General features: G+C 74.4%; 13 protein-coding genes. 7 read left to right on the top strand and 6 right to left on the bottom strand.

Going from position 1 to position 12,435, the window contains the following annotated elements:
* Window positions 1–78: 78 nt before the first annotated feature.
* From KSP35_RS15825 to KSP35_RS15835, 3 genes are all read right to left on the bottom strand, one after another.
* The gene (locus KSP35_RS15825; protein ID WP_216996785.1) at window positions 79–312 is read right to left on the bottom strand and encodes a hypothetical protein; all 234 of its coding nucleotides are present in this window, start codon (window positions 310–312) and stop codon (window positions 79–81) included.
* Window positions 249–1,196, bottom strand: a complete 948-nt coding sequence (locus KSP35_RS15830) for a hypothetical protein (RefSeq protein WP_216996786.1) — start codon at window positions 1,194–1,196, stop codon at window positions 249–251. The genes KSP35_RS15825 and KSP35_RS15830 overlap by 64 nt, the downstream gene beginning before the upstream one ends.
* A 945-nt stretch (window positions 1,197–2,141) precedes the next feature.
* On the bottom strand, window positions 2,142–2,876 hold the full coding sequence (locus tag KSP35_RS15835) for an N-acetyltransferase (protein WP_216996787.1): 735 nt from the start codon (window positions 2,874–2,876) through the stop codon (window positions 2,142–2,144).
* A 164-nt stretch (window positions 2,877–3,040) separates the two neighbouring features.
* Between KSP35_RS15835 and KSP35_RS15840 the strand changes: the two genes are divergently transcribed.
* The 5 genes from KSP35_RS15840 (at window position 3,041) to KSP35_RS15860 (ending at window position 8,744) form a co-directional block, all read left to right on the top strand.
* Window positions 3,041–4,054: a histone deacetylase gene (locus KSP35_RS15840; protein WP_216996788.1), complete on the top strand. Its 1,014-nt coding sequence runs from the start codon at window positions 3,041–3,043 to the stop codon at window positions 4,052–4,054.
* Between the two features lie 47 nt (window positions 4,055–4,101).
* Window positions 4,102–5,184, top strand: a complete 1,083-nt coding sequence (locus KSP35_RS15845; protein WP_216996789.1) for a type IV pilus twitching motility protein PilT — start codon at window positions 4,102–4,104, stop codon at window positions 5,182–5,184.
* 76 nt (window positions 5,185–5,260) lie between these two features.
* The gene (locus KSP35_RS15850; protein ID WP_216996790.1) at window positions 5,261–6,643 is read left to right on the top strand and encodes a CCA tRNA nucleotidyltransferase; all 1,383 of its coding nucleotides are present in this window, start codon (window positions 5,261–5,263) and stop codon (window positions 6,641–6,643) included.
* 218 nt (window positions 6,644–6,861) lie between these two features.
* Window positions 6,862–7,860, top strand: a complete 999-nt coding sequence (locus KSP35_RS15855) for an ATP-binding cassette domain-containing protein (protein WP_216996791.1) — start codon at window positions 6,862–6,864, stop codon at window positions 7,858–7,860.
* A complete protein-coding gene (locus tag KSP35_RS15860; protein ID WP_216996792.1) occupies window positions 7,857–8,744 on the top strand; it encodes an ABC transporter permease in 888 nt (295 codons plus the stop codon). Before KSP35_RS15855 ends, KSP35_RS15860 begins: the two co-directional genes overlap by 4 nt.
* 82 nt (window positions 8,745–8,826) lie before the next feature.
* Here the strand turns inward: KSP35_RS15860 and KSP35_RS15865 are convergent, their stop codons facing one another.
* The 3 genes from KSP35_RS15865 to KSP35_RS15875 form a co-directional block, all read right to left on the bottom strand.
* Window positions 8,827–9,669 (bottom strand): aldo/keto reductase, encoded by an 843-nt coding sequence (locus KSP35_RS15865; RefSeq protein ID WP_216996793.1) that lies wholly within the window; start codon window positions 9,667–9,669, stop codon window positions 8,827–8,829.
* A gap of 71 nt (window positions 9,670–9,740) precedes the next feature.
* On the bottom strand, window positions 9,741–10,496 hold the full coding sequence (locus KSP35_RS15870) for a class I SAM-dependent methyltransferase (protein WP_216996794.1): 756 nt from the start codon (window positions 10,494–10,496) through the stop codon (window positions 9,741–9,743).
* A 79-nt stretch (window positions 10,497–10,575) separates the two neighbouring features.
* Window positions 10,576–11,061 carry a response regulator gene (locus KSP35_RS15875; RefSeq protein ID WP_216996795.1) on the bottom strand — a complete coding sequence of 162 codons (486 nt, stop codon included), beginning with the start codon at window positions 11,059–11,061 and terminating at the stop codon, window positions 10,576–10,578.
* Between the two features lie 68 nt (window positions 11,062–11,129).
* Here KSP35_RS15875 and KSP35_RS15880 point away from each other — a divergent pair, with 68 nt between their 5' ends.
* On the top strand, window positions 11,130–11,855 hold the full coding sequence (locus KSP35_RS15880; protein WP_216996796.1) for an endonuclease/exonuclease/phosphatase family protein: 726 nt from the start codon (window positions 11,130–11,132) through the stop codon (window positions 11,853–11,855).
* Between the two features lie 81 nt (window positions 11,856–11,936).
* A complete protein-coding gene (locus KSP35_RS15885; RefSeq protein ID WP_216996797.1) occupies window positions 11,937–12,347 on the top strand; it encodes a DUF5318 family protein in 411 nt (136 codons plus the stop codon).
* Window positions 12,348–12,435: the final 88 nt, after the last annotated feature.

A 12,435-nucleotide genomic window follows, 5' to 3' on the forward strand; every position in this document is an offset into this window, starting at 1 on the left:
TGGTTGGCTCCGTGGCGGGTTGCGTTCGAGAACGGTTCGGGGTGCGACCCGGAGGCTGCGGGCGCGGTTACATCGGCCTCAGGGAGACGGGGCGGGAGCGGGGCCGGCGGCCTCCTCCACGAAGTCCGTGTCGGGCAGGTCGCCGCTGGTGCCGGGCCCCGATCGGCCGTGGCGGCCCTGGGCCTTGCGGCGCGTGCGGACCCAGTGGCGGCCCCACCACAGGGCGAGGAAGCCCCCGGCGCCGACGGTCAGCAGCAGGCCGACCCCGGAGACGGCGGTGGAGCGGACGCGGTAGCGGCTCTCGGCCAGCACGACCCCGCCGTCGGGCGTGCGGACGGTGATCCGCAGCGGCGTGTCGCCGGTGGCGCGTGCGGACGGGGATCTGCACGAGCGTGCGCTCGTTGGTGAGCGTGGTCTCGATGGTGGCATCGGGGAACGACAGCCGGTCCGATGCCTCCAGGGAGATGACGACCTTGACGGGCCCGTCGAGCTTCGAGGTGATGGGCAGCGGGAAGCGGGCGTCGCGCGCCGAGGGTGACGCGGTCCTCCTCGGGGGTGGAGATGCCGGCGAACCGGCTGCGCAGCTGGTGCTCGATGCCGTCGACCTGGGCGTTGCGCTCGCTGGCGCTGAGGTCGGCGGAGGCGGTGGTGGCGAGCGGCTGGCGGAACGCCTCGCTCACCTGGGGGCGGTCGGGCACCATCGACTGGTAGCTGGCGAGGAGCTGGTCGATGGTGCCGAGCTGCGCCGCATAGCCCGTGAGCGGCGCCGCCCGGACGGGCGCGAGCGTCGCCGGCGCCGGGGCCGGGGCGACCTCGTCGAACAGCTGGGCGAGCGTGGTCGGCCGGAGGAACGGCCCGCCCTTGGCCAGGCCGGCGAGGAGGACCTGCAGCTGGGTGGGGTCGACCTTGGCCGGATCGATGCGGACGGTGAGCCCGGCGGTGCTGCTGCTGATGGAGCCGGTGGCGGCGAGGCGGGCGTAGAGCTGGTGGGCGGCCAGCACCGGGTCGTCGGGGCCGGTGCCGGTGAGGTCGAAGAACCCGGTGGCGGCAGCGGTGACGCTGCCGCGGCTGCTGGGGACGAGCACCGGCCCGGTGGACTGGTTGGCCACCACCGCCGTCTCCGGCAGCACGACCCGGGTGACGCCGAGGTCGTGCAGCGCGCCCAGGGTCTGGGCATCGACCGGGTGGTCGACCACCCAGGTGTCGGTCCGCGGGGTGCCGACCGCGAGCCGCAACGTGGCCCGACCGAGGTCGGACTGGGTGGTGAGGAGCTTGGTCAGGCCCCCGTCGACGAGTGCGGCCGGATCGAGGTCGACGAAGGGCGCGCCGAGCAGGGAGCGCGTCGCGGCCCACCTCGCGCTTGAGCGCGGCGAGGGTGTCGGCCGCGGCCGGGTCGTCGGCGAGGCGGTCGGCCGTCTCCGGGGTCACCGAGAAGCTGGCCGCGAGGTCGGGCTGGTCGGCGAACGCGGCGAGCACCGCATCGAGCCGCTCGCGGTACGAGCTGGCCACCGGCTCCGGGTCGACGGCGGCGCCCTTGGCGTCGACGGTGGTCGCCGGTGGCCGGTGCACCGAGGTCAGCAGGGCGACGTCGGCTTGGCGGACCGACTGGTCGGCCGCCGGCTGGCGCACCAGGTAGGTGACGATCGACGTGATGAGGCTGTCGTCCTCTCGGCGGAGGCGCACCCGCACCGGGTACACGCCCGGGTCGTCGAGCTCGTAGACCCAGGGCCGGGGCACGTCCGGGCGCAGGTCGTCGCCCTCGCCGTAGAGGTAGATGGTGAAGCCGCGCTGTTGCACCGCGTCGGTGGCCGTCTTCGAGAGCGGGATGGCGTCGAAGTTGTCCTTGAGGTCGTTGGGCTCGGTGGTGGCGCTGGCGGCGAGGTCGTCGACGTCCTGGATGCGGTCGTAGATGTCGACCGAGAGGTAGGCGCCGGCCGGGGCCCCGGCGATGTCGAGCAGCACCCGGAAGTCGCCCTTCGGCGCGACCTCGTAGGTCTGGGCGGTGACCGAGATGGTGGCCGGGGTGGTGGCGCCCGGCGCCGCTTGGCGGGGCGCGGCGGCAGCCGGGGTCATCCCGGACGCAGCGGCGGCGAGGACCACGAACGGCAGGGCGGCCGTGGCCAGGAGCCGGCGGGCGCGGGTCACGGGTGCGGAGGCCAGGACGGGTCGGGCTCGCCGCCGAGGTCCAGCGTGAGCACGGTGAGGCCGGCGGGCTCGGGGACGAACCCGCAGTCGCGGTAGAGGGCGAGGGCGCCGGCGTTGCGCTCCTGGGTGTTCACCACGGCGGCGCGTGCGCCGCTGCGGCGGAGCCACGTGAGGCAGTCGGCCACCAGGGCCCGCCCGATGCCGGCCCGGTGGTGGGCGGGGTCGACCGCGAGGCGCTGGAGGTAGCCGCGGTCGGCCGCTCGACCGGTGACGGCGTAGCCCGTGATGGGGCCGCGCCCGTCGGTGCTGACCCGGAACCGGCTGACCGGCGTGGCCCGCACGGCGTCGTCGAGGCCCCGCCGGTCGAGCGCCCAGAAGGCGTCGAAGGCGCGGTGGTCGATGTCGAGGACGGCGGGCTGGTCCCGGCGCCAGCCGCGGCGGAGGCGGACCGCCTCGGGTGCGTCGGGGATCACCAGCAGCTCGTGGCGCAGGAGGTGGAGGCGCTCGTGCTCCTCGAAGCCGTTGGCCAGGAACGGGCCCAGCTCGGCCTGGTGCAGCGCGCCGGTGAGGACGCGGCGGAACCCCGCGAGGCGCAGCGCGTGGACCTCGGCGGCGACGGTGTCGATGCCCGGGCCGGGCCGCTCGGGCGCGGGGCTCAGGACCGCGATGCGCTGGTCGCCGCGCCACGTGGACACCTGGAGGGCACGACGGTCCCCCCCGGCGTCGATCATCGATGGCCACGGTGCCCGGCTGGGGTGGGGTTGGAGGCGAACACGCGCTCCGACCCTACGACCTCGCGTCCCCCCGACGGAGGCGTGCCCGGGCTGCGACCGGCCTCCTCACCCCATCGGGCGGTCCGGGGCCCGTCGCTCCGCAGCGCCGTAGCGTGGCGCCCATGTCGCTCCTCTACGCCACCCACGAACGGTTCTTGGAGCACGACACCGGCACCGGCCACCCCGAGCGGCCGGCCCGCCTGACCGCGGTGGAGCGGGGCATCGACGCCGCCGGCCTGCGCGGGGCCCTGGTGCCGGTGGTGCCCGTGGCGGCCTCCGACGAGGCGATCGCCCGCATCCACCCCGAGGCCTACACGCGGGCGCTGGCCGAGTTCTGCGCCGCCGGCGGCGGCTACCTCGACGGCGACACCCACGTGGGGCGAGCCTCCTGGGACGCCGCCACCCTCGCCGCCGGGGCCGGCCTCGAGGTCATCCGCCGGCTCGAGGCCGGCGAGGGCTCGGCCGGCTTCTGCGCGGTCCGCCCGCCGGGCCACCACGCACTGGCCAGCCGGGCCATGGGGTTCTGCCTGCTCAACAACGTGGCGGTCGCCGCCGCGAGCCTGACGGCCCGGGGCGAGCGGGTGGCCATCGTCGACTACGACGCCCACCACGGCAACGGCACCCAGGACCTGTTCTGGTCCGACCCCGACGTCTTCTACGTGTCGATGCACGAGTGGCCGATGTACCCCGGCACCGGCCGGATCGACGACGTCGGCGCCGGCGCCGGCGTGGGGACCACCCTCAACCTGCCGTTTCCGGCCCGGGCCACCGGCGAGCACTACCGGGGTGCGCTCGACGACGTGGTGCTGCCGGCGCTGGCAGCGTGGGCGCCCACGTGGCTCATCATCTCGGCCGGCTTCGACGGGCACCACCAGGACCCCATCACCAACCTCGGCCTCACCGCCGGCGACTACGCCGACCTGACGCGCGACCTGGTCGAGCTGGTGCCGGCCGGGCGTCGCCTCCTGTTCCTCGAGGGCGGCTACGACCTGCAGGCGCTGGCCGACTGCACCGGGTCGGTCCTGTCGGTGCTGCTCGGTGGTGGCTACCGCCCCGAGGCCCCGTCCGCAGGCGGTCCCGGCGGGGACGTGGCGGCCGAGGCCCTCAAGATCCGGGCCCGCCTGGCCGACAGGTAGGCCACGGGCACCCGCACGCGGGCGGCCCTCGTCGATGAGGAGACCCCGTGGCCCGTGTGGTGGACCTGTTGCAGTACCTGCTGGAGGAGCGTGGCTCCGACCTGCTCGTGAAGGTCGGCTCGCCCCCGTGCATCCGGCGCAACGGTCGCCTCGAGCGCACCACCCTCGACCCGCTCGACTCGGCGGCGATCGAGCAGCTGGCGTCGGAGCTCCTGCCGCCGGAGAAGGCCGCCGAGTTCCAGGCCGACGGCGAGACCGACCTCGCCCACAGCGTCCCCGGCCTCGGCCGCTTCCGGGTGAACGTCTACCGCCAGCGGGGCTCGGTCAGCCTCGCCATCCGCCGGGTGGTCCCCGGCGCCCCCGCCATCGCCGACCTCGGCGTCCCGCCGGTGGTGGCCGACCTGGCTGCCCACCGCGACGGCCTCGTGCTGATCTCCGGCCCGGCGGCATCGGGCAAGACCACCACGGCCGCGGCGATGATCGACCACATCAACGCCAGCCAGGCCCGCCACATCGTGACCATCGAGGACCCGATCGAGGTGCTGCACGCCGATCGCATGGCCATCGTGAGCCAGCGCGAAGTGGGGGCCGACACCCCGGACGTCTCCGACGCCTTGCGCCGCGTCTCCCGCCAGGACGCCGACGTGGTCTTCGTCAGCGAGCTGCCCGACGCCGCCGCGGTGAGCGGGGCGCTCTCGGCCGCCGCCTCGGGCCGGCTGGTGCTGGCCGTGATGAACACGCTGTCGGCCACCGACACCATCGCCACGTTGGTCGACCGCTTCGAGCCCCACCAGCAGGGGCCGGTGCGCCAGACGCTCGGCCGGGTGCTGCGGGGCGTGATCTGCCAGCGCCTGGTGGACCGCTCCGACGGTCGGGGCCGGGTGGCCGTGGTCGAGTCGCTCGTGGGCACCCAGAAGGTCCGCGACGCCATCGCCGCCAACGCCGATCCCGCCGTGCTCGAGCGGCTCATGACCGAGGGCGACTACCACGGCATGGCCACCTTCGACCAGGCCCTCCTGCAGCTGTTCAACGACGAGTACGTGACCCTCGACGAGGCCCTGGAGCGGGCGTCGTACCCCGAGGACTTCCGCATCGCCGTCCAGGCCGCGGGCCTGGCCACCATCCGCTGACCGACCCCTGCGAGCGCCGGTCGGCGCACGGCAACGGGTGGCCGAGGCGGCGCGCAGAGCGTTTAGCGTCGAGGCCGTGATCCCCGCCCGCATCCAGACCGTGCTCGACGAGGTCCGGCCCCTGGCCGACGCCTTCGCCGCGGCCGGCCAGCCGCTGTACCTGGTGGGCGGCATCGTGCGGGACCAGCTCCTCGGGCGCGAGCTCGGGCCCTCCGCCGACATCGACCTCACCACCCCGGCCCGGCCCGACCAGATCAAGGCCATCGCCGGCCCGGTGGCCGACGCCCTGTGGAACCAGGGCGAGCGCTTCGGCACCATCGGCGTGAAGCTCGGCGAGCGGTCGATCGAGATCACCACCCACCGGGCCGAGGCCTACGCCCCGGACTCCCGCAAGCCCGAGGTGTCCTTCGGCGACGACATCGGCGACGACCTCGCCCGGCGGGACTTCACCGTGAACGCCATGGCGCTGCGGGTCACCGACCCCGAGCTGATCGACCCGTTCGGTGGGGCCGCCGACCTCGCCGCCGGCCTGCTCCGCACGCCGCTCTCGCCCGAGGTCTCGTTCACCGACGACCCGCTGCGCATGCTGCGCGCCGCCCGGTTCATCGCCGGCTACGGGCTGGAGCCGGACGCGGAGCTGGTCGCAGCGGTGCGGGCCAACGCCCACCGCCTCGAGATCGTCTCCGCCGAGCGCATCCGCGACGAGCTCGACAAGCTCCTGGTGGTGCCCGACCCCTCGGCCGGCCTCTGGTTCGTGGTCGACACCGGCCTCGCCGAGCTGTTCCTGCCCGAGCTCCCGGCCATGCGCCTGGAGCAGGACCCCGTCCACCACCACAAGGACGTGCTGGCCCACACCTTCGCGGTGGTGGCCAAGACCCGTCCGGAGCGCATCGTGCGCCTCGCCGCGCTGCTCCACGACGTCGGCAAGCCCAAGACGCGGTCCTTCACCGACGGCGGCGTGACCTTCCACCACCACGAGGTGGTGGGGGCCCGCATGGCCAGGGACCGCATGCAGGCGCTCAAGTACTCGAGCGACGACGTCGAGGCCGTGCGCCAGCTCGTCTACCTCCACCTCCGCTTCCACACGTACGGCATGGGGTGGACCGACAGCGCGGTGCGGCGCTTCGTCCGCGACGCCGGCGACCACCTGCGGGACCTCATCGAGCTCACGCGCTGCGACTGCACCACGCGCAACAAGCGGAAGGCCGCCGCGCTGTCGCGCCGCATGGACGAGCTCGAGGAGCGCATCGCCGTGCTCGAGGAGCAGGAGGCCGTGAAGGCGCTGCGCCCCGACCTCGACGGGCGCCAGGTCATGGACCACCTGGGCATCGGTCCCGGCCGCCACATCGGCCAGGCGCTCGACTTCCTGCTGGAGCTGCGCCTCGACGAGGGGCCGCTGGGCGAGGACGAGGCGTTCCGCCGCCTCGACGCCTGGTGGGCGGAGCAGCCCGCGCCCTGAGGCTCGGGCCACGAACGTCGTGCGGCGAAGGTCGTGCGGCGAAAGTCGTGCGGCGCCGGCCGGTGGGGCCGGGCAGGATCACCAGGCCCCCTCCCGCACCGGGGGCAGCGGCGCGCCACGGCGCGATGAGTTCCGGCCCCCGAGGTCGTCTGCCCTGGTGATCGCCCGGCCGCCGCCGGCTCGATCGCCGCCCCCGTCCCCCCGCTCCCGGAGACCTGATGACCAACGAACACGCCATCGAAGCCTTCGGCCTGGTGAAGCGCTACGGCGAGAAGGCCGCGCTGGGCGGGGTCGACATCGTCGTGCCCACCGGCACCGTCACCGCAGTGCTCGGCCCCAACGGCGCCGGCAAGACCACTGCGGTCCGGATCCTCTCCACCCTCTCGGTCCCCACCGAGGGCACGGCCACCGTCGCCGGCTTCGATGTCACCACCCACCCCACCGAGGTGCGGCGCCGCATCGGGCTCGCCGCCCAGGACGCCACCGTCGACCCGCTGCTCACCGGCCACGAGAACCTGGTGATGATCGGAGAGCTGCACCAGCTGCCCCGCAAGCAGGCCAAGGCCCGGGCCACCGAGCTGCTCGATCAGTTCGCCCTGAGCGACGCCTCCAGCAAGGTGGCCTCGGCGTTCTCCGGCGGCATGCGCCGCCGGCTCGACCTGGCGGCCACCCTGGTGGCCCGCCCGCAGGTGCTGTTCCTGGACGAGCCCACCACCGGCCTCGACCCCCGGGCCCGCAACGACCTGTGGGAGGTGCTCGAGACCCTGCTGGGCGAGGGCGTCACCATCCTCCTCACCACGCAGTACCTCGAGGAGGCCGACCGCCTGGCCGACGACATCCTCGTGGTCGACCACGGCAAGGTCATCGCCCAGGGCGACGCCCGCAGCCTCAAGCGCCAGGTGGGCGGCGACAACATCGGCGTCACCATCTCCGACAGCTCCCGACTCGACGACGTGGTCGAGATCCTGCGGCGGGTCACCGGCGCCGACCCCATCGTCGACCGCCCGGCCCGCACGGCGACCGCCCCCACCACCGGCGGCGTGGCCGGCCTGGCCGCGGTGGCCAACGCCCTGGCCGAGGCCGACCAGGAGGTCGAGGACCTCAGCCTCCGCCAGCCGACGCTGGACGAGGTGTTCCTGACCCTCACCGGCCTGCCGCTCGACGGCGACGACGATCCCGAACCCACCCCCCGCACCCCCGAGGAGGTCACCCGATGACCGCACCCACCACCTCCGAGACCGCCCTGGTCATCGACGCCGCGCCCCGCAGCGACGCCGACCTGCACCCGCCCCGCGGCGTGCTGCACGACACCTGGGTGATCGCCCGCCGCGGCCTGGTGCACATGAAGCGCCAGCCCGAGCAGCTGAGCGACGCCACCATCCAGCCGATCATGTTCGTGGTGATGTTCGCCTACGTGTTCGGCGGGGCCATCGCCGTGCCCGGCAGCCAGAACGCCAGCGCCCAGCGCTACCGCGAGTTCCTGATGGGCGGGATCATCGCCCAGACCATCGTGTTCACCGCGTTCGGCGTGGCGCTGAGCATCGCCAACGACCGCAAGAACCAGGCGGTCGACCGGTTCCGGTCCTTGCCCATCGCCCGGGGCGCCGTCCTCGGCGGCCACGCGGTGGCCAACATCATCAAGGCCCTGCTGCCCATCGTGCTCATGTCGATCACCGGTTACATCGTCGGCTGGCGCATCCGCGGCAGCATCGTCGACACCATCGGGGCCTACGGCCTCATGATCGGGTTCTCGTTCGCCATGATCTGGGTCGGGGTCCTGCTCGGCAGCCTGGTGGCCACGCCCGAGGGCGTCACCGGCATCGCCTTCGCCGCCCTGTTCCCGATCACGTTCGTGGCCAGCACGTTCGTGCCGCTCTCGAAGCTGCCCGAGCCGCTGCGCACGTTCGCAGCGTGGAACCCCACCACCACCCTCTCCGACGGGCTCCGCGAGCTCTTCGGCAACCCCAACACCCCGGTGAAGCCCGGGGACCCGTGGTCGGTGGCCCACCCTGTGGCCTACACGTGGATCTGGGTCATCGGCGTGGTGGCCGTCTGCGCCCCGCTGGCGGTCCGCGCCTACCAGCGCTCCATCGCCAGCTGACCCGCAGCTCGACGCCCCGTCGAGCAGCCCGATGCGCGAACCGGTCCCGGGCCTGCTGGCCCGGGACCGGTCGCGTGCGGGCTCAGGCCACGGCGTCGAGGGTGGCGACCTGCTCGGCGGTGAGGGTCACGTCCGCCGCACCGAGGTTGTCCTCGAGGTGGTCGATGCTCTTGGTGCCGGGGATGGGCAGCACCACCGGCGAGCGCTGGAGCAGCCAGGCCAGGGCGATCTGGCTGGGGGTGGCGCCGGTCTCGTCGACCAGGTGGTCCACCGGGCCGCCGGGCTTGGCCAGCTCGCCGGTGGCGATGGGGAACCACGGGATGAAGCCGATGCCCAGCTCGGTGCAGCGGTCGAGCACGTCCTCCGAGGCGCGGTCGGTGAGGTTGTAGCGGTTCTGCACGGTGGCGACGGGCAGCACCTCGAGCGCGGCGTCGAGCTCCTCGACGCTGACCTCCGACAGGCCGACGTGGCGCACGACGCCCTCGTCCTGCAGCTCCTTCAGCACGCCGAACTGCTCGTCGCGCGGGACCGCAGGGTCGATGCGGTGGAGCTGGAACAGGTCGAGGCGGTCGACGCCCAGGCGCCAGCGGGTGAGCTCGGCCTCCTGGCGCAGGTACTCGGGGCGGCCCAGCGGGTGCCACTCGCCGGGACCGGTGCGCAGCAGGCCGGCCTTGGTGGCGATCGTGACGCCGTCGTAGGGCTTGAGGGCCTCGGCGATGAGCTCGTCGGCCACGTACGGGCCGTAGGAGTTGGCGGTGTCGATGAAGTCGACGCCGAGCTCCACGGCGCGGCGCAGCACGGCGAGGGCGCCGGCGTGGTCGGCGGTGGGGCCCCAGACGCCGGAGCCGGGCAGCTGCATGGCGCCGTAGCCGAGGCGGTTGACGGTGAGGTCGCCGCCGATCGTGAAGGTGGGGGAGGTGGTCATCGGTGCGCTCCTGGCTGGTGGACGGCGCCAGGGTACGGAGCCCCTCGCCCGATCCCGACCCCCGGCGAGCGCTAGTTGCCCTGCTTGCGGGCGCGGAAGACGACCGTGCCCGGGACGGTGCGCATGGCGTCGGCGTAGTGCGCGCTGCGGTGGCCGGCGGCCGGCGCCGTGGGCTCGAGGATCTGGTCGACCCCGAAGCTCGAGCGGTGCAGCGTGGTGAAGACCTCGCCGATGGTGCGGGGGTGGTCGACCACGTCGTCGCCGTCGAGCTCCCAGGTGACCGGCTCGGCCTGGTCGTAGGGCCGGGCGATGCGCAGCGGGTCGGCGGCGGTGGGGTCGAGCATGGCGAAGGCGGGGTGCGGGAACGAGCACACGAGCACCGCCTCCGGCTTGAGCACCCGGTGGACCTGGCGGAACACCCGGGCCAGGTCGTCGACCGAGGTGAGGGCCAGGACGCTGATCGCGGCGTCGACGCTGTCGGAGCGCAGGAAGGCGAGGTCCGCCAGGCCGGCCTGGTGCAGCTCCACGCGGACCCCGGCCTCCTCGGCTCGGTCCCGGGCCTGGGCCAGCCGGTCGGCGCCGGGGTCGACGGCGATGACCTTGGCGCCCTGGGTGGCCAGCACGACGGCGTTGTGGCCGGTGCCGCAGCCGAGGTCGAGGATGCGGCGCCCCTCGACGGGCCCGAGCAGCCGCAGGTCGGGCTCGCCCGGGATGTCGGCGCCGTAGACCACCGCGGTGCTGGCGGCGCCCGAAGGCGCTTCCGCCGCGGTGAAGCGGTGCCAGCCGGGATCGGCTGGGGCTGCGGAGGGAGGCGGGGCCGTGGACATGGGTGCAGTCTGGCCCCGCCTGGCCCTGACGTGGGGCACCCCGTCGCTCCACCCGCGCCGGGCAGCGGCAGAGGTCGGCTCAGAGCCCCTCGGCATCCCCGGCGGCGATGGGGAACACCCGGACGATCGAGCCGCCCTCCGGCGCGTCGTCGACCGCCACGTGGTCCTCCGGCTCGAGGCCGAGGAGGTCGACCAGGGCCGCGATGTCGGACTTGGCGACGTGGGGCAGGTCGACCTCGGCCGGGTCGTCGTAGGCGCTGAACACCACGATCGGCACCTCGGGGCACGACGCCGCGAGGTCCGGCAGGAGGTCGAGGCCGTCGCCGTCGGGCAGCCGCCGGTCGAGGACCACGTGGTCGAGGTCGGGGCCCAGCAGCTCGCGGGCCTCGGCCAGCGAGTGGGCCGTGCGCACCTCGGCGCCCTCGAAGTCGAGGCAGGCGGCGACCACCACGCCGATGGACGGGTCGTCGTCGACCAGCAGCACGCGGAGGCTGCGGGTGAGGTCGATCAGCTCGTCGGCGACCGGCTCGGAGGACGGCGGGGGCTCCACGATCGGCTCTGGCATGCGCCGTTCCTACCCCATGCGGGGCGTGCCCAGGCAGGACGATCCGTCGGCCGTGCCAGGCTGCGGAGGTGCGCGTCGCCACCTTCAACATCCACCACGGCACGGTCGGCAAGCAGGGCCCGGTCGACCCCGACCGCCTGGGTGAGGTCTGCGCCGGGTTCGGGGCCGACGTGATCGCCCTCGAAGAGGTCGACCTCGGCACCTACCGCGGGCACCGGGCCGACCTGGCCGCGGCAGCGGCGCGGGCCTGCGGCATGGTCCACGTCTTCGGCCCGTCGCGCCGGTTCCCCGGCGGTTGGTACGGCAACGCCCTGCTCGTCCGGGGTGACCTCGAGAGCTGGTCGGTGACCGGGTTGCCGAAGGTGCCGTCGTGGCGGCTCTGGCAGGAGCGCCGGACCGTGCTGCAGGCTGCGGTGCGGGTGGACGGCCAGCCGTGGTCGATCGCCGCCACCCACCTCGCCGTCCCGCAGGGCGTCAACGGCCCGCAGCTCGATCGCGTCCTGGACCTGGTGGCCGACCGCCCCCGCCCGCTCGTGGTGCTCGGCGACCTCAACCGCTTCCCGTCGACGGTGGAGCCGGCCGCCCGCGCCGCCGGGCTCGCCTACGTCCCGCACGGCCCCACCAACCCGGTGCCGCACCGTCGCCTCGTGATCGACCACGTGCTGGTCTCCCCCGACGTGCGGGTCGGGGCCGTCGAGGTCCGGAGCACCCCGATGTCCGACCACGCCGCGCTCCTGGTCGACCTCGAGGTGAGCGGCCTGCCGGTCGAGGAGCGGCGCCCCGAGCGCTCTTGACCGGTCCGCCGCCCGCCGCAGGCCCGGAGCGTCGGGATCGTCCGGGCGCGGACGGGGTGGACGGTCGGTAGCCTCCGGCGGGTGAGCTTCCGACCGCAATCGGTCCGGGGCGCTGATGGCCCCGGCGAGATCGACTACCGCCTCGCGCGCCAGTCGGTCCTGTCGGAGTTCCGCAAGGGCCGCATCGCCAAGCACGAGGTGTGCGACGCCCACCCCGAGCTGGTGCGGGCGGCCCGCGAGGTCGGTGACGCCACCAACATCACCTGCCCGGTGTGCGAGGACGCCAAGGTCGTGCTGGTGTCCTACGTCTTCGGGCCGCGGCTGCCCGCCTTCGGGCGGTGCATCACCAGCCGGCAGGAGCTGCAGGCCATCGCCAAGCGGTCCGGCAACTTCTCCTGCTACGTGGTGGAGGTGTGCCCCGAGTGCGCATGGAACCACCTCGCCCGCACCTTCCTGCTCACCCCGGCCCGCACGCAGCGCGCCGCCCGCTGAGCCTCGCCCGGCGCCCACCGGCACCGGGGGCGACGAGCCGTTCCGGGGGCGGTCGCGGTAGCGTTGCGGGCTGCTCGCCGCCGGTCGT

It is taken from the genome of Aquihabitans sp. G128, assembly GCF_019048865.1.
Classification (GTDB): Bacteria; Actinomycetota; Acidimicrobiia; order Acidimicrobiales; family Iamiaceae; genus Aquihabitans.